General features: G+C 68.1%; 26 protein-coding genes. 11 read left to right on the top strand and 15 right to left on the bottom strand.

Annotation, left to right across the window (positions count from 1 at the left end; translation table 11 throughout):
• Nucleotide 1 precedes the first annotated feature (1 nt).
• Entirely contained in the window at nt 2–850 is an 849-nt protein-coding gene (locus DYE23_RS10625) for a mycofactocin-coupled SDR family oxidoreductase (RefSeq protein WP_013472087.1), read from the bottom strand.
• 110 nt (nt 851–960) lie between these two features.
• Between DYE23_RS10625 and DYE23_RS10620 the strand changes: the two genes are divergently transcribed.
• Nucleotides 961–1,215, top strand: a complete 255-nt coding sequence (locus tag DYE23_RS10620) for a DUF2631 domain-containing protein (protein ID WP_011894937.1) — start codon at nt 961–963, stop codon at nt 1,213–1,215.
• Nucleotides 1,216–1,218: 3 nt separating this feature from the next.
• On the opposite strand, the gene DYE23_RS10615 is transcribed toward DYE23_RS10620, so the two are convergent.
• The 3 genes from DYE23_RS10615 to DYE23_RS10605 all read right to left on the bottom strand — a co-directional run bounded on the left by DYE23_RS10615 (nt 1,219) and on the right by DYE23_RS10605 (nt 3,935).
• Nucleotides 1,219–1,767 carry a hypothetical protein gene (locus DYE23_RS10615; RefSeq protein ID WP_115327187.1) on the bottom strand — a complete coding sequence of 183 codons (549 nt, stop codon included), beginning with the start codon at nt 1,765–1,767 and terminating at the stop codon, nt 1,219–1,221.
• Nucleotides 1,767–2,360: a hypothetical protein gene (locus DYE23_RS10610; RefSeq protein WP_115327186.1), complete on the bottom strand. Its 594-nt coding sequence runs from the start codon at nt 2,358–2,360 to the stop codon at nt 1,767–1,769. Before DYE23_RS10610 ends, DYE23_RS10615 begins: the two co-directional genes overlap by 1 nt.
• Before the next feature lie 144 nt (nt 2,361–2,504).
• A complete protein-coding gene (locus tag DYE23_RS10605) occupies nt 2,505–3,935 on the bottom strand; it encodes a WS/DGAT/MGAT family O-acyltransferase (RefSeq protein WP_115328930.1) in 1,431 nt (476 codons plus the stop codon).
• A 243-nt stretch (nt 3,936–4,178) separates the two neighbouring features.
• On the opposite strand from DYE23_RS10605, the gene DYE23_RS10600 reads away from it, so the two are divergent.
• The 3 genes from DYE23_RS10600 to DYE23_RS10590 are packed head-to-tail and all read left to right on the top strand — an operon-like array spanning nt 4,179 to nt 6,794.
• Complete coding sequence (locus tag DYE23_RS10600) at nt 4,179–4,868, top strand: DUF427 domain-containing protein (RefSeq protein ID WP_115327185.1); 690 nt, start codon at nt 4,179–4,181, stop codon at nt 4,866–4,868.
• A gap of 27 nt (nt 4,869–4,895) precedes the next feature.
• Complete coding sequence (locus DYE23_RS10595) at nt 4,896–5,690, top strand: acyl-CoA thioesterase (RefSeq protein WP_115327184.1); 795 nt, start codon at nt 4,896–4,898, stop codon at nt 5,688–5,690.
• A gap of 60 nt (nt 5,691–5,750) precedes the next feature.
• Nucleotides 5,751–6,794 carry an NADP-dependent oxidoreductase gene (locus tag DYE23_RS10590; RefSeq protein ID WP_115327183.1) on the top strand — a complete coding sequence of 348 codons (1,044 nt, stop codon included), beginning with the start codon at nt 5,751–5,753 and terminating at the stop codon, nt 6,792–6,794.
• Here the strand turns inward: DYE23_RS10590 and DYE23_RS10585 are convergent.
• The gene (locus tag DYE23_RS10585) at nt 6,777–7,685 is read right to left on the bottom strand and encodes a metal-dependent hydrolase (RefSeq protein ID WP_115327182.1); all 909 of its coding nucleotides are present in this window, start codon (nt 7,683–7,685) and stop codon (nt 6,777–6,779) included. The two genes, DYE23_RS10590 and DYE23_RS10585, sit on opposite strands and share 18 nt — an antisense overlap.
• An 89-nt stretch (nt 7,686–7,774) precedes the next feature.
• Between DYE23_RS10585 and DYE23_RS10580 the strand changes: the two genes are divergently transcribed.
• Nucleotides 7,775–8,380, top strand: a complete 606-nt coding sequence (locus tag DYE23_RS10580; protein WP_011894945.1) for a TetR/AcrR family transcriptional regulator — start codon at nt 7,775–7,777, stop codon at nt 8,378–8,380.
• On the opposite strand, the gene DYE23_RS10575 is transcribed toward DYE23_RS10580, so the two are convergent.
• Entirely contained in the window at nt 8,364–9,284 is a 921-nt protein-coding gene (locus DYE23_RS10575; protein WP_011894946.1) for an LLM class F420-dependent oxidoreductase, read from the bottom strand. The genes DYE23_RS10580 and DYE23_RS10575 overlap by 17 nt on opposite strands.
• 89 nt (nt 9,285–9,373) lie before the next feature.
• Here DYE23_RS10575 and DYE23_RS10570 point away from each other — a divergent pair, with 89 nt between their 5' ends.
• Nucleotides 9,374–10,306: an LLM class flavin-dependent oxidoreductase gene (locus tag DYE23_RS10570; RefSeq protein WP_011894947.1), complete on the top strand. Its 933-nt coding sequence runs from the start codon at nt 9,374–9,376 to the stop codon at nt 10,304–10,306.
• Between the two features lie 86 nt (nt 10,307–10,392).
• Nucleotides 10,393–12,030: an HNH endonuclease signature motif containing protein gene (locus tag DYE23_RS10565; protein WP_115328929.1), complete on the top strand. Its 1,638-nt coding sequence runs from the start codon at nt 10,393–10,395 to the stop codon at nt 12,028–12,030.
• On the opposite strand, the gene DYE23_RS10560 is transcribed toward DYE23_RS10565, so the two are convergent.
• Nucleotides 12,027–13,172, bottom strand: a complete 1,146-nt coding sequence (locus DYE23_RS10560; protein ID WP_041800822.1) for an acyl-CoA dehydrogenase family protein — start codon at nt 13,170–13,172, stop codon at nt 12,027–12,029. The genes DYE23_RS10565 and DYE23_RS10560 overlap by 4 nt on opposite strands.
• A gap of 99 nt (nt 13,173–13,271) precedes the next feature.
• Here DYE23_RS10560 and DYE23_RS10555 point away from each other — a divergent pair, with 99 nt between their 5' ends.
• Complete coding sequence (locus DYE23_RS10555; protein ID WP_011894950.1) at nt 13,272–13,754, top strand: polyketide cyclase; 483 nt, start codon at nt 13,272–13,274, stop codon at nt 13,752–13,754.
• Here the strand turns inward: DYE23_RS10555 and DYE23_RS10550 are convergent.
• From DYE23_RS10550 to DYE23_RS10520, 7 genes are read right to left on the bottom strand one after another with little or no spacing between them, the layout of a single operon-like run.
• On the bottom strand, nt 13,746–14,678 hold the full coding sequence (locus DYE23_RS10550; protein ID WP_011894951.1) for an alpha/beta hydrolase: 933 nt from the start codon (nt 14,676–14,678) through the stop codon (nt 13,746–13,748). The genes DYE23_RS10555 and DYE23_RS10550 overlap by 9 nt on opposite strands.
• Nucleotides 14,675–16,183 (bottom strand): flavin-containing monooxygenase, encoded by a 1,509-nt coding sequence (locus tag DYE23_RS10545; RefSeq protein ID WP_115327181.1) that lies wholly within the window; start codon nt 16,181–16,183, stop codon nt 14,675–14,677. Before DYE23_RS10545 ends, DYE23_RS10550 begins: the two co-directional genes overlap by 4 nt.
• A 7-nt stretch (nt 16,184–16,190) precedes the next feature.
• A complete protein-coding gene (locus DYE23_RS10540; protein WP_011894953.1) occupies nt 16,191–16,922 on the bottom strand; it encodes an SDR family NAD(P)-dependent oxidoreductase in 732 nt (243 codons plus the stop codon).
• Complete coding sequence (locus tag DYE23_RS10535; protein ID WP_115327180.1) at nt 16,912–17,676, bottom strand: HpcH/HpaI aldolase family protein; 765 nt, start codon at nt 17,674–17,676, stop codon at nt 16,912–16,914. Before DYE23_RS10535 ends, DYE23_RS10540 begins: the two co-directional genes overlap by 11 nt.
• Entirely contained in the window at nt 17,673–18,644 is a 972-nt protein-coding gene (locus DYE23_RS10530; RefSeq protein WP_011894955.1) for a zinc-binding dehydrogenase, read from the bottom strand. Before DYE23_RS10530 ends, DYE23_RS10535 begins: the two co-directional genes overlap by 4 nt.
• 1 nt (nt 18,645) lies before the next feature.
• Nucleotides 18,646–19,833: a cytochrome P450 gene (locus DYE23_RS10525; protein ID WP_235660569.1), complete on the bottom strand. Its 1,188-nt coding sequence runs from the start codon at nt 19,831–19,833 to the stop codon at nt 18,646–18,648.
• Between the two features lie 26 nt (nt 19,834–19,859).
• The gene (locus tag DYE23_RS10520) at nt 19,860–20,564 is read right to left on the bottom strand and encodes a hypothetical protein (RefSeq protein WP_041788665.1); all 705 of its coding nucleotides are present in this window, start codon (nt 20,562–20,564) and stop codon (nt 19,860–19,862) included.
• A gap of 75 nt (nt 20,565–20,639) precedes the next feature.
• Here DYE23_RS10520 and DYE23_RS10515 point away from each other — a divergent pair, with 75 nt between their 5' ends.
• Both DYE23_RS10515 and DYE23_RS10510 read left to right on the top strand, forming a co-directional pair.
• Nucleotides 20,640–21,488 (top strand): SMP-30/gluconolactonase/LRE family protein, encoded by an 849-nt coding sequence (locus tag DYE23_RS10515; RefSeq protein WP_011894958.1) that lies wholly within the window; start codon nt 20,640–20,642, stop codon nt 21,486–21,488.
• A 19-nt stretch (nt 21,489–21,507) separates the two neighbouring features.
• Nucleotides 21,508–22,314 (top strand): thioesterase family protein, encoded by an 807-nt coding sequence (locus DYE23_RS10510; RefSeq protein WP_099961263.1) that lies wholly within the window; start codon nt 21,508–21,510, stop codon nt 22,312–22,314.
• On the opposite strand, the gene DYE23_RS10505 is transcribed toward DYE23_RS10510, so the two are convergent.
• Nucleotides 22,311–22,505 (bottom strand): ferredoxin, encoded by a 195-nt coding sequence (locus DYE23_RS10505; protein WP_115327179.1) that lies wholly within the window; start codon nt 22,503–22,505, stop codon nt 22,311–22,313. The two genes, DYE23_RS10510 and DYE23_RS10505, sit on opposite strands and share 4 nt — an antisense overlap.
• A 77-nt stretch (nt 22,506–22,582) precedes the next feature.
• Between DYE23_RS10505 and DYE23_RS10500 the strand changes: the two genes are divergently transcribed.
• Nucleotides 22,583–23,134, top strand: a complete 552-nt coding sequence (locus DYE23_RS10500; protein WP_011894961.1) for a TetR/AcrR family transcriptional regulator — start codon at nt 22,583–22,585, stop codon at nt 23,132–23,134.
• The last annotated feature ends 4 nt before the right edge of the window (nt 23,135–23,138 follow it).

The following is a 23,138-nucleotide window of genomic DNA, read 5'->3' as shown; positions in this document are numbered from 1 at the left end:
CCTATTTCAGTGTCTGGCCCGCGTCCACCGGCAGCGCCACACCGGTGACATACCGGCCCGCGGGCCCGCACAGGTAGACCATCGTGTCGCTGATGTGCTCGGGCTCCATCATCGGCATGGCCAGCAGGGCCTGCTGGGCCTGGCTGAACGACGGATGCTCGCCCGACCATTGCGCCAGTGCCTCGTTGAGCACCATCGGCGTCGCGACGCCGCCCGGGTGCACCGAGTTGACCCGGATGTTCTTCTCGGCCAGCGAGCGTGCGAAGTGGCGCATCACGCCGATCACGCCGTGCTTGGCGGCGGTGTAGCCCGCGGCGCCGTGGTTCATCGTGTCGAACCCGGTGCTCACGGAGGTGAATCCGGCCGCCGAGCTGGTGATGACGATCGCGCCGCCGTCGGGGTTGCGCAACAGGGCGGGCAGCGCGGCGTCGACGGTGAAGTACACGCCGTTCAGCATCACCGCGACCGCGTCGGTGAACGCGGTGATCGAACGGCCCTGGTCCCCGGCGATGGGCAGGATTCCGGCGTTGGCGAGGACGAAGTCGAGCCGACCGAACTCTTCGACCCCGGCCGCCACCACGTCTGCGAGCCGGTCGCGGTCGCGGACGTCGCACTGCTCGGCGACGACCCGCCGGCCGGTCTTCTCCACCAGCCGCGCGGTCTCGTCGAGGTCCTCGGGAGTCGACATCGGGTAGGCGACGGAGTCGAGTTGCGCGCACACGTCGACGGCGATGACGTCGGCGCCCTCCTCGGCGAAGCGCACCGCATGGGCGCGGCCCTGGCCCCGGGCGGCGCCGGTGACCAGCACGACCTTGCCGTCGAAGAGACCGTGGGGCGCATCAGCCGTCATGACCGGTCAGCCTACTGTGCGCAAAGTCAGGCTCTACGGTGACGTGTAGTAGGTCTGTGTCAGAATGGCGACGTTGCGCACCGACCATCGAAGAGCATGAGGAGCCAGCCGTGGCAAGCACCGAGGTGGAACGACACACCGGCGTCGACGTCGAAGAAGTGCCGTCCGCGCAGTGGGGCTGGTCGTCGGGCAGCGTGCGGGGATACCAGATCGGCGGCACCATCGTCGGGATCTTCTTCCTGCTGTTGACGATCGGCAACCATCAGGGTCATGTCGAGGACCTGTTCATGATCGGGTTCGCGCTGCTGACGTTCGGTCTGGTGGCACGCAGCGTGTACACCACCCGCAACCGCGACACCCGCTGACGTTCAGACCGAGCGCAGCCGGCGCGGCGATCCGTCGGCCAACCGGTACAGCGTCTCCACGGGTTCAGCAGCGCGGTCGATCCGCGCCGCCCGCAGCGCCGAGTTCTTGAACGCCTGTGCCGCCGTGCTCAATTCGTGCTGGATCGGCGCGGGCCGGCACCCCGGGTACGACGGCGGCCCCCACACGTGGACGGCGGCGCCCGCGGTGGCCAGACGCGCCGCGCTCGCGCGCAGGCGGGAGTCTCGAGTGAGCAGGTCGGCGCCGACGATCACGGTTGTCCCCGGGCCGAACCCGCTCATCGCCGCACCCGCGTCGGTCTGACCGCTCACCGCGTCCGCCGACACCCCGAGAATCGTGAGCGGACGCGTCTCGCCGGGTCCGTCGACGAGCACCCGGACATTCCACCCGGCGCGGGCCCGGTCGCAGAGGAATCCTCCCGCGCATTCGACGAGCGCGGCGATGTCGGACGTGACCGCAACGACGCGGTAGCGGTGCAGGCCTTCGCCGTCCGCGGGCTTGCCGGCCGGAATGAACCGCCGCGACGACGCCATCAGGTTCCCGAGACCGGTACCAGATCGCCACCGTCGGGCGGATACCAGAGCCCCGCGCTGATGAAGGTCTCGACGCTCGGGCCGGTCGCGTCGTGTCCGCATGTCCGCAGCGCGCCGGCCTTGAATGCGCGGGCGGCCGCACTGGCCCGGTGGCACACGGTGTCGAAGCGCGCGTCGGAGAGCAGCTCGGAGGTCACCGGCGAGGGTGTCCCCCACACTGTGACCTCGGTGCGACCGGAGTCGAGCAGGCGCAGCACCTCGGTGCGCGCGTTCTCGTCGTGAGTCAGCACGCGGGTGTCGACGGCGACTGCGGCCGTGGGTCGGCGCAGCGCGGCGGCAGCCGAGTCCAGCGCTTCGTCCCGCACGCCCAGGACGGTGAGCGCACCTGTGTCGGCGCCGGCTGCTACCAGCACCGTGACCTGCCACCCGGCCCGGACGCGGTCGCACAGCCAGCCGCCCGCGGACGCGACGACCCCGTCGACGTCGGCGGCGATCACCGTCAGGTCGTAGGAATGGACCACCTCGGCCGAGACCCGCACTCCCGATCCCGCCCTTTCGGAGGACCCGAGGCCGTCCACTTCGAACATCGTCATCGCGCCACCCTTCGGCCCATCGCGTCGTGCCTCAGACAGCGTGACACTTCGGAAACGATCTGTAAAGTGTCGATCAGATCTCAGACCATCCCGCCGGGGGCGGTGCTGACACGAAACCGTTTAGGGCTTAACAGGTTCCGGTACTCAGAGGGCGGGCGCCGGCGGCATGGCCTTCTCGACGGGTGTCAACTCCTTTGGCAGCCCAGCCGCACGACGGATTTCGACGAACGAGGCGAGCAGGGCGTCGGTGGCCTCGTGCGGATCCTTGAGTGTGCGGTCATCGGTCAGCACGGAGATCGACAGCTGGTCGACGTAGCTCCACACCGTGATGTTCATTCCACTGCCCGCGACGATCGGACCCACCGAGTAGATCTCGTCGATCACCGCGCCCTCCATGCAACCGCGCTCCCGCGGACCGGGCACATTCGAGATGGTCAGGTTCATCACCATCGCCGATTCCACGCGCCGCGCCTGCGACCGGAAGACCTGCGGGGTCGTGCCCGGCGGCAGGTAGGTCAGCCACGACGGGAGCAGGGTGGGGCCGAGCAGGTTGTGATTCTCCTTCGCGATCGCCGTCGCCGTCGCGGTCAGTTTCACCCGCTCCAACGGGTCCTCGATGTGGACCGGCAGCGACGGCGTCATATAGGTGAACTCGTTTCCCATCAGGCGGTCCGGAGAGGAGTTGAAGCTGACGGGAACCCCGGCGATCAACGGGGAGTTGGCGTGCCCGTCGTAGGTGAGCTGCAGTTGTCGCAGCGCGCCCGCGGCGGTCGCGAGCACGATGTCGTTGAGCGTGACACCGAGGTGACGTGCCGTCTCCTTGACGTCGGCGAGCGACAGCGGCGCCGTCGCGAACCGGCGCCCCGGCGTCACGACATGGTTGAAGAACGTCGGCGGCGGAGCGAAGTTCTTCGCGAGGTCGGGATTGGCGCCGCGTTCCCTGGCCTTCCTGCGCACCCGCGACACTCCCGAGGCCGTCTCGCCCACCAACTTCGGCAGCCGCCGGACCTGTCGCCAGTGGTCGCGGCCCGCGCCGGCGAGAAGATTCGCGCGGCCCATCGAGTCGGCCGGCACCGCCTCGAGCTGACCACCGACGGCGGGTTCGCGGGGCTGGATGGCCATGGCGAGCTGGTTCGCCGAGGCGACACCGTCGGCGAGTACGTGGTGAACCTTGTGGATGACCGCAATCTTGTTGTCCGCCAGACCGTCTGCGATGTACATCTCCCACAGCGGACGCGTGCGGTCCAGCGGGGTGCCCGCGATCTCGCCGATCAGTTGATCGAGTTCACGCCGCCCTCCCGGCGCGGCGACCTTCGCCCGGCGCAGGTGGTAGTCGACGTCGATCTCGGCGTTCTGGATCCACATCGGGTGATGGAGCTTCCACGGGATGTCGACGAGCTGATACCTCAGCGGAGCCAGCGCATGCAGTCGCGGCAGCGCGGCCCGCCGGAAGAACTCGAAGTCGTAGCCGCCGATGCCGGACACGTCGAGCACCCCGATCTTGAGGGTGTGCATATGGATCTCGGGCGTCTCGCTGTAGAGCATCATGGCGTCCACGCCATTGAGTCGTTTCACCGCTGCCACCCCTTGTCCTCGATCCGCGCAAGTGTCGTACCCGTTTCACCCGTATTCGCCAACCTGGGATGGCTGTCCGCCGAATTGATACTCCTTTGTTAGCAGATCTGACGCGCCCCGGCATCGGCACAACACTGCCCGGTGACAATCGGCGGTGAGTTTGCCAGCATGGTCGCCACTGCACACCGACGAGAGCCGAGGACCGATGAGCCCGACGAAAACTGTTGCCACCGGGACACTTCGATGAGCCTGGTGGCCGGCCGCGGACCCCTCAGCCGTGACCGGGCCGGTCAGCTGTTTCCTCCGGTCGCCGACGATCTGGTGTACGTCGAACCGCACCCCCGCCGTGTGCAGGCCGTCCTCGGCGGCCGCACGGTGATCGACACCGAACACGCGCTGATGGTGCATCGGCGCGGCGCACCGTTGAGCTACGCGTTCAGCGCCGGCGACATCGGAGACCTGCCGAGCACCCCCGTTCCGGAGGCACCCGGCTACGCGGTCGTGCCGTGGTCGGCGGTGGACAGCTGGTTCGAGGAAGGCAGAGAGCTGGTGCACTATCCCCCCAACCCGTATCACCGGGTGGACTGCCGCCCCACCGCCCGACGGCTGCGGGTGGACGCGGGCGAGGTGACGCTGGTCGACACCACCGACACGACGATCCTGTTCGAGACGGCGTTGCCGCCGCGGCTGTACGTGCGCCCCTCGGCGGTGCGCACCGACCTGCTGCGGCGCTCATCGACGACGAGCTACTGCAACTACAAGGGCTACGCGACGTACTGGAGCCTGGACATCGACGGCACGGTGGTCGACGACGTCGCGTGGAGCTACGCCGACCCCCCACCCGAGAGCCTGCCCATCGCCGGCATGGTCAGCTTCGACGAGACCCGGGTGGCCGTGACCGCTGAGCTGCCGGCAACCCCGGAGCGCGGATAGCGGGACGCCCGATAGGGTCGACTCCTGATGACAGGTGTCAAGTTGAGTTGGATTTCGCAGTTCCTGCAGTTCGAGCGCCGTGGCGACACCTTCGTCACCACGCCGCCCGAGGTGGCTCCGGGACTGCGATTGTTCGGCGGGCTCATCGCCGCGCAGGCGCTGGGCGCTGCGGGGGCGACCGTCGACCCGGGCAAGCATCCACAGTCACTGCACCTGTACTTCGTCCGCGGTGGTCGGTACGACGCGGATGTCGAACTGCAGGTGGAACGCACCCGCGACGGCAGATCCTTCGACACCCGCAGGGTCACCGCGGTGCAACAGGGCGCGGTGATCCTGGAGATGATCGCGTCGTTCCACACGCCCGAGCCCGGCGCCGACGAGTTCCCGCCGCATCCGCCGTCGGTCACCCTCGATGAGACGGAGAGCATGGAACCCGACGTCGAGTTCACCGATCTCTTCGAGATCCGCACCGGACCCGGCGACCCGTCCATCTTCGTGATCCCGCCGTTCTGGATCCGCAGCCGCGAACAGGTCGAGGACGATCCGCTGATCCGGGCGTGCGCCCTGACGTTCCTGTCCGATTTCGGGCCGGTACCCGCGGCCCATCCGCAGCACACCCCGCTGCGACCCGGGACGGGTCAGGCAGCCAGCCTCGACCACTCGGTGTGGTTTCACCGCCCCTTCGACCCGCACGAATGGCATCGCTACGAGGTGCACCCACTCAACGTCGGCGATTCCCGGGGGCTGGTGCACGGCTCGTTGTACGACGGCAGCGGCTCGCTGGTCGCCACCACCACCCAGGAAGCGTTGTGGCGGTTGTGATCCGAGGCGGTATCACGAGATCGGGCACCGGGACCGGCACCCTTCGGTAGGTTCTGGCGAGTGTCGACGCTGACGAACCGCCAGATTCTGTTACGACGCCGTCCCACCGGGCTGGTCGATCCCGAGGACACCGAGCTGGTGTCGGTTCCCGCGCCCGAACCAGCCGACGGCGAGGCCCTGGTCCGCACCACCTATGTCGGCATCGACGCCGCGGCCAGAACCTGGCTCGACGACCAGCCCGGCTACCTTCCGCCCGTCGGCCTCGGCGAGGTGATCCGCGCGGCCGGGATCGGCGAGGTCATCGAAAGCCGTTGCGAGGCTTACGCCGTCGGTGACATCGTCACCACGCTGACGGGTTTCCAGGAGTACACCCTGGTGCGCGACGACCTGTTCACCACCCCGGTCCCCGGCCCCGCGGACCAGGTCGATCAACTCGCCGTGATGTCGATCTACGGACCGACGGGCGCCACCGCCTATTTCGGCATGGTCGGTATCGGCCGTCCCCAACCGGGCGAGACGATCGTGGTATCGGCGGCCGCGGGCGCGACCGGTTCGGTGGCCGGCCAGATCGCCAAGATCGCCGGCGCCCGGGTGGTCGGCATCGCCGGCGGCCCGCACAAGTGCCGGGCGGTCGTCGAGGACTTCGGGTTCGACGCATGTATCGACTACCGCAACGACGACCTCCGCGCCGAGCTGAAACGGCACTGCCCCCAGGGGGTGAACGTCTACTTCGACAACGTCGGCGGCCCCATCCTCGACGCCGTGCTGGGCCGGCTCGCCCACAAGGCGCGCGTGGTGTTGTGCGGCGTGATCTCGAGCTACCTCACCGGCGAGCACCCCGGCCCGGCGAACTACGTGAACCTGCTCGCCAAGACGGCCACCATGCAGGGATTCAACGCCCTCGACGAATGGGGACGGTTCGACGAGGCGTTCGCCGCGTTGCGTCGGTGGGAGGAGCAGGGATTGCTCACTCATCGTGAGCACATCTTCGACGGCATCGAATCCTGCGTCGACGCGCTCAATGGCCTGTTCACCGGCGTCAACACCGGCAAGACCCTGGTCAGGCTCGGCATCGGTGACGACGCCTCAACCCGCTCGTTGTGACGAGTACCAGCGTGTGACGTCCTCGCCGCGCTCCCAACGTGCGAACCATTCGTCGGCGAATCCGGGCAGCGGCTCGTCGGCGGGGTCGTGGAACGGCAGCTGGCTCAGCAGCACCCGCCATCCCGCGATCAGCTTCTGCGTGCGGGGCACGCTGGCGAATGCGGGCGGGGCCGTGTGCCGGTCGCGGGAGATCTTCTGCCGCAGGGCGGTTCGCGTTCCATGCCACGGATGCATGGTCCGGGCGTCGACCGCCCGGTCGGACTCCGGGATGTGGGTGTTGACGCCCTCGGCGATCACCGCGATGACGCCGAGGAGATGCCTGACCACCGCGGGCACCTTGCGCAGGCGGTACCAGGGGTCGCCGATCACGGCGTCGTAGATCACCAATGCCGAACTGCGGTGTTCGACCTCCTCGACGAAATGCCACAGGAACAGCGACGCGACCCGTTCGTCACCGGGCCGGAACAGCGACGCCTCGTTGTCGAGCATCAGCTTGAAGCTCGGCGTGAAGGTCGCCTCGAGGTCGGCGATGTAGGCGAGTCGGTAGGCCGGCGGGGTGGATGCGGTCAGGGCGTCGAATTCCGCCATCGTCGCGTCGACAGTGTGCTGCAGACCCGGATAGTGCGCGATCAGCGCGTTGACGTGCTTGCGGTGACTGGCCGAGTGCTGGGCCTCCTGCCGCAGGAACGCCGTGGCCTCCTCGGCGACCGACGGGTCGGAGATCAATGGCCTGGCCTCCGTGACCGCGGCGACGATCATCTGCTCGAAACAGACGGCGATGATCGACGTCGCGTTCATGAAGTACGAGAAGGCGGGACTGGCCGGATTCCACTGCCACGGGACGTCGGCGGTGAAGTCGAAGCGAGGGCGACGCACGTGCAGCTCCGTCATGGCATCGACCTCCGGCTATCATTACACACTGAGACATCTGGTGTATCTTCTGTAATGATGACCTGCCGACCGCGAAGGAGTCAATCACCATGGGCCGTAAGGGGTGGGCCGGCGCGCCCCCGCGGGACGACGAGGAGGCACGCACGCGGATCGTCGAGGCCGCACTGACGTGCATCGAGCGTCACGGTCCGTCGCAGACCAGCCTCTCCGATGTCGCCGACACACTCGGCATCACGCGCAGGACGGTGTACCGCTACTTCGCGACCACCGAGGATTTGTTCACCGCGGCAGCCGAAGTCGCGCTGGGTGGGTTCGTCCGCAGGATCGAGACGATCACCGCCGATATCGACGACGTGGCCGGACAGCTGGTCGAGGTGGTGGCGTTCATCGTCGAACGGCTGCCCGAGGAGCCGCTGCTGACGCTGTTGCTGGAGAACGACCGCACCAACCAGTTCAGCCGCCGGATGCTCAGCGCCCCGGTCATCGACCGGTGCCGAGTCATCCTGCGGCACAGCCGGATCGACTGGGAGGGGCTCGGCTATGTCAGCGACGCCGACATCGACGAACTGATCGAGTTCCTGCTACGGATGATCCAGTCGATGGTGATCGCTCCCCCGGAGCCGCCGCGGGATTCGGCGGCACTGCGTAGCTACCTGCACCGCTGGGTCGGGCCCGCGCTCACCGCTGGGCGATGACCGTCTCGCCGAAACCCTCGATCGCCTCCACCGCATGGGCCAGGCTGTCGCCGGGCACGTTCACCTGAAGCCAGGTCACCCCGGCTCGCTCGAGTTCCTCGGCCCCGGCCAGGAATTCGTCGGCATTGAAGTCGTCGGTGCCCGGTGCCCCGCCGGCGTCGTTGGTGAAGGTGATGTCGACGTCGGCGGGGTCGCGACCGGCGTCCTCGAGCCGGCGCCGCAGATCGTCGATCCCCTTCGCGAGGTGCTCGGTCGTCTCCAGCGCCGCGGTGCGCGCGGTCTGCGCCAGCATCGCGGGAGCCCGGAACGGGCACCACCCCTGTGCGTACTTGGCCACCCGCGCGCGTGCCGCCGAGGTGTTGCCGCCGACCCAGATGGGCGGATGCGGGGTGGTGAGCGGCTTCGGGTGCGCGGTGATGCCCTTGGCGCTGAAATTCCTGCCGTCGTAGCTGAGGTCGTCGGTGGTCCAGATCTGCGTGATCACGTCCAGCGCCTCTTCGAAGACGGCGGCCCTCTCGTCGAATTCGACTCCGAGCGCCGCGAACTCACGCTTCAGGTAACCCACTCCCACGGCGAGGGTGAACCGCCCGTCCGAGATCAAGTCCAGCGTCGCGCCGGCCTTGGCGACCACGAACGGGTTGCGGTACGGCAGCACCACGATGTTGGGGATCAGTCGCAGCGTCGTGGTGTGCGCGGCCGCGAATCCCATCGCGACGAACGGGTCGAGCGCGTCGTGTCCGCCGGCCTCCAACCATCGCTGCGTCGGCGCCGGGTGGTCGGTGAACCCGAACCCGCCGAACCCGGCCTTCTCCGCCGCGACGGCCACCCGTGCGATGCCCGCACCGGTCACCAGCTCGGGGTTGTACGGGTGACTGTGCATCGGATGGGTGATCGCGAACTGCATCGAGCGTCCTTCTTGTCAGAACCGGCTTCTCCAGCTACGAGAATGTCGTTACCATGCGAGCGACGGAATGTACAGCGGCGGGAGTGAACATGCGCAGGCCGGAGATCGGCGTCTACCTGCCCCAGATGGGCTTCTCGTTCGATGAGGTCCTGCACCGGGCGCGGCGCTGCGAAGACCTCGGGATCGACTCCCTGTGGCTCTACGACCACCTGTACGGGCCTGGGATGCCGGACTACCCGTCGATGGAGGCCTGGACGCTGGCGACCGCTCTGCTGAGCCGTACCGAGCGGCTGCGCATCGGACACATGGTGCTGTGCAACCAGTTTCGGCATCCCGTCACACTGGCGAAAATGGTGACCACCCTGGATCAAATCTCCGGGGGACGACTCTCGCTGGGCATCGGTAGCGGGTCGATCGAGGACGAGCACCGGCGCGCCGGCCTGCCGTGGGGGACGTTCGCCGAGCGTTCCGCACAGCTGGGCGAGACGCTGCAGATCCTGCGGCAGGCGTTCACCGACGAGCGCGTCGACTTCGCCGGCCGGCACTTCACGGTGACGGACTTTCCGATCAAACCGGGTCCGGTGCAGAAGTCCGGCCCGCCGATCGTGGTGGGTGGAGTCGGCGAGAAGTACACGCTGCCGCTGGTGGCTCGCTACGCCGACGTGTGGAACGTGCCCACCTATGCCCTGGACCAGATCGAGCCGAAGATCGCGGTGCTGCGGTCGATCTGTGAGGACATCGGTCGGGACCCGGACAGCATCGTGCTCTCGATCGAGGCGGTGATGGCGGTCGCCCCCGACCAGGAATCGCTCGAATCGGTGCGGATGTTGGCCGAAAAGCGCTTCCGCGGACCGGGTTTCGGACTTCACGATACTGGGCTGATCGGGACGCCGGCCGAGATCGCAGCCAAGCTCGGCCGACTTGTGGAAATCGGTTTCGGGCAGATCGTGCTGTTCACCCACGACCGCTGCTCGGATCAGACACTGGAACTGCTTGCCTCCGAGATCATTCCGCGACTCTGACGCCGAGTATCCACACATCCGAATTGATCCCCAGGCCGTGAAAATTGTGCCCCGACCTGTCGGTGCGGAACGGTAAACTCGCACACATGTTCGATAGTTTGGTTCCCGAGCCTGGTGCCCTGGCCGGGCTCTCGGATGCCGAACTCGTCGACGCCGCGGGCGCCGCCGCGCGCGCGGAGAACGCGGTCTGTGCCCGCAAGCTGGCCGTGATGGCCGAACTGTTCACCCGCCGCGTCGATCTGGCCCCCGAAGACCGGCTGAACTGGTGGGTCGACCCCGACGCCGCCGTGGCCGCCGAAATCGCCGCCGCGGTCACCATCACCCAGGGCCTGGCCACCCACCAGACCTACCGGGCCGTCGTGCTGCGCGACCGCCTCCCCAAAGTAGGGGCCTTGTTCCTGCAAGGGCTACTCAGTGAACTGCTGGTCCGCGCCATCATCACCCGCACCGACCTGATCACCGACCCCGAACTCATCGCCGTCGTCGACGCCGACCTGGCCGCCGACATCCTGCACTGGGGGCCACAGTCGGCCAAAAAAACCGAAGCCGCCATCGACCACATCGTCGAACGCCACGACCCCGACGCCGTGCGCCAAAGCCGTCAACACGACGTGGGCCGCACGATCGAGATCGGCAACCCCGGCGATGCGCCCGGATACACCACCGTCTGGGCGCGCATGTTCGCCGGCGACGCCGCCGCCGGCCAACGCACCCTGACCGCGATGGCCTACAGCGTCTGCGACAACGACCCCCGCACCCTCGATGAGCGCCGCAACGACGCCCTCACCGCCCTCTTCCACGGCATCACCACCCTGGCCTGCCGCTGCGCCAACGACGACTGCGACGCCGCCACCAACCCCCGACCCCCACGCGAGCTCACCGTCTACGCCCTCACCGACCAGACCACCGCAGACGCCGTGAGTGAAGAACCGCGAGGCGACGCGACCGCCGAATCGGACAACGAGGACGCCCCCGAAACCGACGGCGTCGCCGCGGCTGACGCTGATTGCACCTCCGCACAACAGCCCACCCCGCCACCCACGTCCTCACCGCCGACGGCACCGAAGCCCCGCCGCTCCAAGCCCACACTCCTGCCCGGCCGTTCGGGATACCTGTTCGGGTCCGGGTTCATGCCCGCCCCACTGTTCGACGCCCTGCTCGACGACGCCCTGCTCGACGGTGCCAAGATCCGCGAGATCATCCACCCCGGCCAGGCCGGACCCGAACCCCGCTACACCCCCTCCACCGCGCTGGCCGACTTCATCCGCTGCCGCGATCTGACCTGCCGCTTCCCCGGCTGCGACACACCGGCCACCGAGGCCGACATCGACCACACCGTCGCCCACCCCGTCGGACCCACCCACGCGTCAAACCTGAAATGCCTGTGCCGTTTTCATCACTTGCTGAAAACGTTCTGGACCGGACCCGGCGGCTGGCACGACCGACAACACCCCGACGGCACCATCACCTGGACGAGCCCGACCGGCCACACCTACATCACCCACCCCGGCAGCCGCCTGCTCTTCCCCACCCTCTGCCGCCCCACCGCCACCCTCTGGACCGGCGACCCACCCCAGGTCCCGATCCGTGAACGGCGCGGCGCCATGATGCCCCGCCGCGCGAAGACCCGCGCCCAGAACCGCGCCGCCTACATCACCGCCGAACGCACCCACAACGTCGAACACCGCACCGACAGCCCCCGCGGCAACGACCCGCCTTTTTAGCGCGGTGGTGAGTAGTTCGGCTTTCCCAGCCCGAGCGCATGCTGGGCGATCATGTTGCGGAACACGTCGAGCGTCCCGCCGTAGATACCCATCGGCAACGCGAGCCGGAACAGGTACTCAGCGCTGCGGCCGGACGGCAATACCGAAGCGGGGCCGAGGATGTCCATCAAGTCGGGTGTGATGTCCCGCAGCGTCTGCGCTATCGCCACCCGGCCGAACATCTCCGGCGTGCTCAGCGCCGCTTCCAGCCGCGCGACGCTGCGGCCCAGCCGATAGGCCACCTCCCCGTCGCCCAACCGGTCGCCCACGACGGACGCGACCCGGTCCACCTCCTCGGCGAGAAGCAGCGCGTGCTCGGTCATCACGGCGATCTTCTGCAGACCGCTCGCATCACGCTCGACGGTTCCGTGTTCGGCGTTGAGCGCCTCCCTGAGCACTCCCCACCCGCCGTTGACCGGTCCGATGCGATAACGGTCGTCGACGCGGACGTCGCTGTAGAAGGTGATGTTCGTGCGATCACCGTCGACGGTGCGAATCGGTTGGATCTCGACTCCCGGCGAATCAAGGGGTACCAGGAACATCGTCAGGCTCTGATGTTTGGGCGCCTGCGGATCGGTGTTGGTGATCAGATACACGTACTGGGCGTGGTGGGCATTCGATGTGAACATCTTGGAGCCGTTGATGATCCACGTTGAACCATCCGCTTCCCGCACCGCCCGCGTCTTACACGTTGCGATGTCAGACCCGCCCTCGGGCTCGGTGTAGCCCAGACACAGGCGATACCGCCCCGCGAGCACCTGCGGGAGCACCTCGTCCTTGAGTTCATCGGAGCCGAAGTGGTCGACCGCGTTCGCGACCATCGCGGTCGTCGGCCAGTGGAACCACGGGGTGTGCGCCCGTCCGATCTCGAGCTCGAAGATCCGCCTCTGCACCGCGGTGAACCCGCCGTCGGCTTCGGCGCGCCAGTCCCGCTCCAGATACCCTGCCGAACCCAGCGCCAGGTGGACCTGCTCGTCGAAGTTGTCGCCGCTCTCCAGATCACGGCGGATGACGTCGTCGGTCACGACCGCGGCGAGGAACTCCCGCACCTCGTCCCGAAAGGCCTTGTCCGCGTCGCAGAGTTCCACTTCCGAGAAGTCCACCGCCACCCCCACGTCCGCTCCGTCACCCACACTTGGCGCCTGCCACGCAGCGTGACATTATGGCAACACTTTGTAAAGTACCCGAAAGAGGCGAGCAGCGTGGGAATCGTGACGACGACCTCGGAGACCGCGTTCACGCAGTCCCCCGAGCAGATCTACGACTTCGTGACCAACCCGGTGAACTGGACCCGGACATACCCGGGCAGCGCACACGTCGGCCGGATCCCGGAGAAGCTGCCGCTGGAGGTCGGTGACACCTGGACCGAGACCGGCCCGGACGGTTCGCGCATCTTCACCTGGCATCTGGCCATCGCGATGCGGCCGAAGCTGTGGATGTTCAACTCGGTCGGCAACCTCGGCCACGACAGCGACGGCAACGGCGGCATGCCGGGGCGGATCACCGTGCAGTACAAGTTCACTCAGCCCGGCGAGGGCATCACGCTGTTCAGCCGGACGATGACCGTCGAGGCGTACCGGGACGCTCCGCTGCCCGACGGGTTCTTCCGCACCGTGAACCCCGCCAACATCGACGCCTACCACGAAGCCGTGGCGCGCGAACTGGCGCTGGAGGATTCAGCGTAGAAAGGCCCGGCGCAGCGCGGTGCCCTGGATGTCGAACAGCTGGCGGCTGATCTCCCACTCCGGGACCAGCGAGTCGAATCCGTGGCACGTTCCGCTGAACACGTGCAGCTCCGCGGCGACCCCGGCCCACAGCAAACGCAGTGCGTAGTCGAGCGCTTCATCACGCAGCGGGTCGAGCTCCGAGCAGGTGATCAACGCCGCGGGCAGCGAGGACATCTCCTCGATCCGGGCGGGCACGGCCTCGTCCGGCAGTGATGCGTCACCGCCGTAGTGACGCCACATCCACGCCACCGCCTCGGCGTCGAATCCCGGTGTGGTGGTGAACTCGTCCTTCGACGGTGAGGGCCGGTCGTCGAGCACCGGTTGGTGCAGCATCTGGAAGACGACCGGCGGCCCGTCCCCCGCCGCGGAACGGCGGGCCAGACCCGCGGCCAGCGCAGCGCCCGCACTGCTTCCGGCGACAGCGACGGCGGTAGCGTCGATGCCCAGTTCGGCCGAGCAGCGCACGGCCCAGTCCAGGATCGCCGACACGTCGTCCTGCGCCGCCGGATACGGATGCTCGGGGGCCAGCCGGTAGTCCACGGACAGCACGGTGCAGCGTCCCCGGCGGGCCATCTCGATGCACTGCCGGTGGTCGGTGTCGAGGTTGCCGAGCACGAAAGCGCCCGAGTGGCAGTAGATCACCGCGGGCGACTGCGGCGGCCCACCGCGGTAGATCCGGACTGTGACGGTATGTCCGGCCGGCACCGGGACCTCGCGCTGTTCGACCTCGACGCCGATCAGATCCGCGGTGCGGGCCGTCTCCGCACGCCGTTGGTTCAGTGAGTCCCGCACCGCGCCCAGCACCGGAGGGGACAGATCGGTTCGGGCCGCGGCGAGGTGCCGCAACTGCGGGTCCAGACGTTCGGCGATGTCGCGGGTCACCTTTCGGCCTCCGCCTGGGCGCCGACGCTGATGGTCTCCCGGGCGCTCGGTGCTTCGAAGACGTAGTCCCCGGCCCGGAACCAGCGGGTCAGCGCCCAGAAGTCGCGGGCGCTGCGCGGCCACTGTGTGACGACCCTCCCGTTGGGAGCCCGAAAGTAGTTGCTGCACCGGGTGAGCCACACGGTCCCCTGCATCCACGAGTCGATCTTGTCCAGGTACCGCTTCATCACGTCGGACCGCACCTCGATGTACGACCTGTTTCTGCGGCGCAGGTGTTTCAGCGCGCGCACGATGTAGCGGGCCTGCGCTTCGAGGACGAAGATCACGCTGTTGGAGCCGACGTTGGTGTTGGGTCCGTACAGCATGAAGAAGTTCGGATAGCCGGGTACCGACATCCCGAGGTAGGCGAATGCGCCGTCGCGCCAGGTCTGGCTCAGCGGGATGTCGTCGGCGCCGCGCACGTCGATCTGGCCGAGGTAGTCGGCGGCGGCGTACCCCGTCGCGCACAGCACCACGTCGACGTCGAGCTCGGTGCCGTCCTCGGTGACCAGCGACCTGGACCGCAACGCGCGCGCCGGGCTGGACACCACATCGACGTGAGGTTCGGTGAGCGTCTTCAGATAGTCGGTGGCGAACACCAGGCGCTTGCAGCCCAGCGGATGGTCCGGTGTCAGCCGGGCACGCAACTCGTCGTCGGAGACCGTCGCCTCCAGCGTGCGCAGCGCGATGCTCTTGAATTCCTGGGTCTTGTCGCTGCCGTGCTCGATCACCGAGATGTTGGACTCACTGCGCAGCCACAGCCTGGTCCGGTAGATCTTCTTCGCGAACGGGACATGGGCGAACATCCACTTCTCCCGGTCCGTGTAGGGCCGGTCCGGCTTGGGCAGCACCCATGTCGGGGAACGTTGCACCGAGTACACGGCCGCGGCCTGCTTGGCGACCTCCGGAACGAGTTGCGCTGCAGTCGAACCCGTCCCCAGCACCGCGACCCTGGCCCCGCGCAGGTCGACGGAGTGGTCCCAGCGCGCCGTGTGCATGACCGTCCCGGTGAACGGCTCCTCTTCGACGAGGTCCGGCATCACCGGCTGGGTGAACATCCCCACCGCCGACACCACGACGTCGAAGCTGTGCTCCGCGCCGGTCGAGGTCCTCAGCCGCCACCGGCGCTCGCTCGGAACCCACCGGGCCGAGACGATCTCGGTGTTGCACCGCAGCTTCTCCTGCAGCCGGTACCGCTGCGCGCACCGCTCGAAGTACTCCAGGATCTCCTTCTGCCCGGACCACAGTCGTGACCAGTGCGCGTTGAGATCGAACGAGTACGAGTACAGGTGCGATTTCACATCGCACGCCAGCCCCGGGTAGGTGTTGATCCGCCACGTCCCGCCGACGCCGTCCTCCCGGTCGAAGATCGTGAAGTCGTCGAATCCCGCTCTGCGCAGGAAGATTCCGAGCGCCAGCCCACCGGGTCCGGCGCCGATGATGCCCACCGACAGTGACTTGGCCATAGGGTCGTCATCCAATCTGCAGTGACTGCCCACCGTCGACGATGAGCTCGGAGCCGGTGATGAACGTGGCGTGCTCGGAGACCAGGAACGCGACGGCGTCGGCGATCTCCATCGGCTTGCCGATACGGCCCATCAATGCGTTCGCGGCCAACCTGGTCTGGGTGTTCGCGTCCAGCATCGGGGTCTCGACGGGGCCCGGGAACACCGCGTTGACCCTGATCCCCGACGGCGCGAGCTCGACCGCCGCGACCTGGGTCAGGCCGCGCAGCGCCCACTTCGACGAACCGTAGGCGGCGTGGTTGGGGAACGGACGGATCGCGCCGGTGCTGCACGTGTTGACGATCGCTGCACCCTCGGCCGCCTTCAGGTGCGGCAGTGCGGCCTGGATCCCGAGGAACGGGCCGAGTGAGTTCACCCGCCAGCTGCCCTCGAAACCGTCCGGCGTCTCATCGGCCAGCGACGCCCGGTGCAGCACTCCCGCGTTGTTGACCAGCGTGCTCAGTCCGCCGAACCTGTCGACGACCTCACCGACTGCCCGGGTCCACTGCTCGGCCGAGGTGACGTCGAGTTCGATCGCGACGGCGTGGTCGGTGTCGTGTGCGGCCACGGTGCGGGTCACGTCGTCGCCGAGCAGATCACACGCGGCCACCCGGAAGCCGTCCTGCAGCAGCCTGGTCACGATCGCCGCGCCCTGTCCGCGGGCCGCGCCGGTGACCAGAGCGATACGATCAGCGGCCATCGCCGGACTCCCCTCGCGCGTCGGACAGATGTGCGGCCGCGCCCCGGCGCAACGCCTGCGACTCCGAGGCGAGCGTGATCATGTGGAATCCGTTCTGCGCCAGCATGTTACCGGCGGAACCGGCACTGGCGTGGATGCCGCTGACCACACCGGCGGCGGCTGCGGCGCGCTGGGCGGTCAGGATGACGTCGAACACATCGCGGCGCGACCACGCGTCGGTCGGTCCGTGTCCCATCGAGATCGCCAGATCCGCTGGCCCCACGTAGATCCCCGTCAGTCCGTCGACCCGGCAGATCTCGTCCACGGCGGCGAGTCCGCGCGTCGTCTCGATCATCGCGAACACCGACGCCCGCTCCTGCAGCGCCGACGGGTCCAGCCCGAGGCTTGCGCGCAACGGACCGAAGCTGCGGACACCGCCGGGGGCGTACCGGGTGGCCGCGACCGCGGCGGCGGCGTCCGCTGCGGACTCGACCATCGCGATGATCACGCCGTCCGCGCCGGCGTCGAGCACCCTGCCGATCGGCGCGGGCGCCGCATCGGGCAGTCGCACCACCGTGGCGATCGGCACGTGCTCGAGACGGCGGAGCATCAGCGCGACGTCGGCGTCGCTGAGATAGCTGTGCTGGACGTCGATTCCGACGTAGTCGTACCCGGCGGCGGCGTATTCCTCGGGCCCGATCACGGTCGGGCCCACCACCCAGCCTCCCCACACCGGCCCTCCGGATGAGAGCGCCTGCTGCAGTCGACTCGTCATCGCGCCTCGATCGCGATCTTGACGCGCCCCGGCACGGGACGCGCCGCCAGCTCGAAGGCCTGCTGCACGTCGTCGACACCGAACGTGTGGGTCAGGTAGCGGTCGAGCAGCCCCGGGTGCGCGGCGGCGAACTCGTCGGCACACCGCAACACCCGACGACGCTCCAGCGTGACCCCGGCTTTCAGTGTCAGGTTGTTCCTGAGCATCGTGCGCATGCTGATCGGATACCAATCATCGTCGGGCACACCGAAATAGAAGACGAAGCCGCCGAACGCCGCGGCTTCCACGGCGTGGGTGAGGGTGGCCACCTGATGACCGACGGCTTCGATCACGACGTCGGGTCTGTCATCGGCGCCCAGGTGGCTGACCCAGCGGTCGCTGGTGGCGCGCACGACGGTGTCCACGCCGAACGCGGCCCCGACAGCGGAGCGGTCGACCGGGTCCACGCCGGTGACATGGGCTGCCCCTGCGGCTTTGGCGACATAGGAGAAGAGGAGCCCGATCGAACCCTGTCCGAGGATCGCGACGTGGCGTCCGGCGAGATCGGGCATCTGCTCGACGGCGTACAGGACGCAGGCGAGCGGCTGCAGTGCGACGGCGTGGGCCGGATCCAGCGAGGGATCGTAGGAGGCGAGCCCCTCCCCGTCGGCGACCACCTCCTCGGCCAGCCCGTCGAACCCTGACGCCCAGCCCACCACGCGGTCTCCCGGCGTGTGCGCGAGATGCCTGCTCGCGAGCACCTCTCCGACGACCTCGTGGATCGGGAAGCCGTCCTTCTCGGCCGCCTGTCGTCCGGTGTCGAACGCCAACCTGCCCCTGGCGCCCCGGAATCCCGGCAGGTCGCTACCGCAGATTCCGCCGGCGAGAAAGCGCAGCAGCACCTGGTTCTCGGCCAGTGACTCCGGGGAGCGTTGCGGCTGTTCGGTTCTCTCGAAGGTGTACGGCGCGACCAGCCGGTAGGACCACACGTCAGCCACCCACCCCGTGGACGTCGACGGGCAGGTTGTTCCAGCCCCACTGGAAGCTCGACGGCGGCCGCGACGCGGCGGCGGCGTCGACCCGGAACTCCGGGACCCGCTTGAGCCATTCGGTCACCATGATGGTGATCTCCAGGCGAGCCAGGTGCGCGCCCAGGCAGAAGTGCTGTCCGCGCCCGAAGGCGAGCAGGCGCGCAATCGGCCGGTTCCAGAGGAACTCGTCGGGCTGCGGGTACTCGCGCTCGTCACGGTTGGCCGACGCGAGCAGCGAGATGATCCGCTGTCCCGGACGCATCGTGGTGCCGTGCAGGGTGAACGGACGGCGCAGCGTGCGGGCGAACCACTGGGCCGGAGCGCAGTAGCGAATCATCTCCTCCCGGGCCACCGGCACGTTCGCGTCGAGATCGGAGACGACGTCGGCAAGTTGGTCCGGTCGCGACGACAGCTCCCACAGGCCGTGGGCGACGATCTTCGGGACGGTCTCCGTGCCGCCGATGAACACTCCGAGCATCTGGACGGCGGCTTCCATGTCGGACAGTGCCGAGCCGTCCGGAAGCCGGTAGGCCAGCAGGTTGTCCACGATCGGAAGGTCGCCCGGTTCGCCCGCGCGGGTCCGTTCGACCACCGGCGTCAGGTACTCCAGATAGCCCGGGCGCGCGTTGGCCACCTCGACGCCGCTACCCGGCTGCGCGAGGCTACCGGCGTTCACGGTGGCCAGCACATCGGCCGCCATCTCGGCAGGAAGCCCGACCAGTTCACAGACGACCGACGCGGCCACGATCCCGCCGTAGTCCTGAGTGAGGTCGAACCGGCCGAGCGGCAACAGTTCGTCGAGCCGTTCGTTGGCCAGCACCCGGATCCGGTCCCGCAGCTTCGCGACGTTCTTCGGCCGGAAAGGCGTTGCGGTGCACCGTCGGACGTCTTCGTAGATCGGGCTGTCGAAGTTGGCGTGGAACGGCATCGGGTGCAGCGGCGGATCGGCCACCGGGCCGTCGTTGTGCCGCGCCAGCACCGCGGCGGCGGGCAGTGTGCCCTCGGACGCGACGAACGTTCCGTCGTTGATCTCCAACACGTTCCAGATGTCGTCGAACCGTGACAGGGCGTAGGTGTCCCATGTCTCGAGGTAATGGACGGGGTGCTCGTCGCGCAGGACACGGTAGTACGGCAGCGGATCGGCCATCACGGCCGGATCGAACGGGTCGTATCTCACTGCAGCGGGGACGGTGGAAGGGCCGCCAGAATCGAGTCCTCCCAGCCGTCACGCAGCGCCGGTGCGACGCTCATCCAGGTGACGATCTCTGCCGGCGGACTGTCTTTCCATGACGGATAGTGGTTCTCGAAGCACGCCCAGTCCCCCTCGAGGGCCCAGTAGTGGATCACCTCGTTGAAGCGGAACGTCGTGATGAACGAGCCGAGCCAGCGCTTGCCGGTCGATTCCGACCACGGCACGTAGAGCCGTTCGAGTTCCCGGATGTAATCGTCCTGGCGGCCCGGCTTGGTCTGCATGACCTCCTGGATCACCAGGCCGGCCTTGAAGTCGGCCTCCTGCAACTGCGCCAGCGTCCTGTTGCTGCGTCCGGCGTACATGATCCTGCCCTCGCCGCGAACTCCGGTGTCGTGCAGATAGGTCGACCACGCCGCGGCGGCGGCCTCATGGCTTCCGCCGCGCGCCTGAGCCCGCCCGATCCGCGCGTAGTCGGCGAAAGCGTCGATCTCCCAGATGATCGTGACCTGCGGCCAGTGGCCGTTGTAGGGGGTGGTCTCCCAGATCGCGAACAGCCGGGCGCCGAGCTCGCTCATCATCGGGTGGTACACGGCACTGAACTCGGCGATGAACCGATCCCCGCGGGCCGTCCCGAGATCCATGGTCTCGTGCAGATAGAGCAGGGTGTGGCTGTGATATTTCTTCATGTTCACGACATGCTCCTGGTTGACAGCTGCACCCAGCGAGCGTGACACTTGTCCGGTGTTTTGTAAAGTCACGAAATGACGCTCACCCCACTGGCCGACGGTTTCTGCTTCGGCGAGGGACCACGCTGGTTCGAGGGTCTGGTGTGGTTCTCCGACATGCTCGGCGAAGCGGTGCACACCGTGACCCTCGACGGCGCGACGAGCACTCTCGCGTTGCCCGGTCATGCGCCGTCCGGTCTCGGTTTCCGCCCCGACGGCACGCTGCTGATCGTGTCCACCGAACTGCGGCAGGTGCTGGGCTATGACGGTGAAACCGTCGTCACCGTCGCCGACCTGTCGGCGCTGGTCCCGGCGAATCTCGGCGACATGACCGTCGACCGGCACGGCTGCGCGTACGTCGGATCACAGGCCCGCGACGGCGGGGTCATCGTGCGGGTCGATCCCGACACCGGACGCGCGACGGTGGTCGCCGAGAATCTCCAGTTCCCCAACGGCATGGCGCTCACCGCCGACGGCGCGACACTGATCGTCGCGGAGTCCACCGGGCGACGATTGACGGCCTACTCCGTCGCCGATGACGGCACCCTCTCTGACAGAAGGATTTTCGCCGACGGCCTGGACGGCCCTCCCGACGGCATCTGCCTCGACGACGAGGGCGGGGTGTGGGTGGGCATGACACTGGCCCACCAGTTCGAGCGGGTCGTCGAGACCGGCGGCCAGGCCCGGGTCACCGACCGGATCGACATGGGCGGACGCACCGCGATCGCGTGCACGCTCGGCGGTCCGGAGGGCAGGACGCTGTTTCTGGTGACCACCACCGACGCCTATCCGGAACGGCTTCGCGGCACGACATTGTCGCGTCTCGACGCCGTCACCGTCGACGTCCCGGCAGCGGGCTTCGTCGGCGAAGTGCACGTGCATTAAGAGGCACTGAGAGGGCGACATGTCAGATTCCTATTACGAGTTGGTCGACGCCGACGACGCGCGCGGGGAGAGGTTCGCGGCCACCGACCTCGTGCGCAGCACGTGGTCTGCCTCGATCCAGCACGCGGCACCGGTGTCGGCCCTCTTGGTCCGCGCGCTGGAGCACTGCGAACGGCGTGACGACACCAGGTTGAGCCGGGTGCTCGTCGACCTGCTGGGTCCGGTGCCCGCGGAAGGCGACCTCTGGGTGCGCGCCCGGATCGAACGTCCGGGCAGGCAGATCGAGTTGGTCGTGACGGAGTTGCTCGCACCCGGTCCCGACGGCGAGCCGCGGCCCGTCGCCAGGGCGAGTGGATGGAGGTTGCAGACCCTCGACACCGTCGCTGTGCTGCACGCGCCGGCAGCACCGCTGCGCCCGCTCTCGCAGGCCCGCAGCCGCGACATGAAGAAGGACTGGGACCGCAATTACGTACACAGCCTGGACTGGCGGTGGCTGACCGCGCCGATGGCCGACGGCCCCGGGGAGTCATGGATCAGGCCCGAAGTCGATCTGGTCGGCGGCGAGGCGATGACACCGCTGCAGCGGCTGTTCGCCGTCGCCGATGACGCCAACGGCATCGGCACCAGGCTCGACATCCGCAGGTGGACGTTCCTCAATACCGATCTGGCGGTGCACATCCACCGGCTGCCCGACGGCGAATGGATCGGCATCAGGGCCGAAACCAGCTACGGGCCTGATGGAATCGGCACGACCCTCGGCACACTGTTCGACCAGACCGGTGCGGTCGGGGCGATCCAGCAGTCGGTTCTGGTGCGGCCGCGCTAGCCTTCATGCAGACGCAGCGCCGCCGCGGGGCACTGCGTGACCGCCTGCTGCAACCGCTCGCGGTCGCTCTCCGGACGCACCGCGTCGAGGATGACGACAGTGCCGTCATCCTGCACCTCGAAGACGTCCTCGGCGATCGTCTCGCAGATCCCGTGTCCGGTGCACTTCGCGAGATCGACTTCCACCTTCATGCGAGTCAGCCTCTCTCTGAACGGGTTTCGCGACATTCTGCCATAAGCGTGACACTTAGCCGATTGTTTGTAAAGCTATGACCATGCCATCGCCGGCGCCGGGCTCCGCGGATCCGGACAATCCGACCCGCCAGCGCATCCTGGCTGCCACGGCGGAGGTGCTGGGCCGCAACGGAACCACCAGGCTGTCGCTGTCCGAGGTCGCCGCGCAGGCCGGCGTCTCCCGCCCCACGCTGTACCGCTATTTCGCCGACAAGCGGGAACTACTCGACGTTTTCGTCGTGTGGGAACGTCAGTACTACGAACGCGCGATCGCGAAGGCCACCGCGGAGCTGCCGGCCCACGAACGACTCGATGCCGCGCTGCGGGTCATCGTCGAATACCAGCTGTCCTATCCCGGGATGCGCATGGTCGACGTCGAACCCGATCAGGTGATCCGGCGGATGTCGCGGGTGCTTCCGCTGATGCGCGAGCGGCTGGAACGTCTGTGCACGGGACCCGACGCGGCATTGTCCGCCGCGACAGCCGTCCGTGTCGCGATCTCGCAGTACCTGGTCCGCAGCGACGATTCCGCGGACTTCCTCGCCCAGTTGCGTCACGCGGCCCGGGTCAGACATCCGGGTCGGTAAAGTG

The organism is Mycolicibacterium gilvum (assembly GCF_900454025.1).
GTDB lineage: Bacteria > Actinomycetota > Actinomycetes > Mycobacteriales > Mycobacteriaceae > Mycobacterium > Mycobacterium gilvum.
The sequence above is the reverse complement of the archived record's forward strand: the minus strand, read 5'-3'. Positions and strand labels throughout refer to the sequence as shown.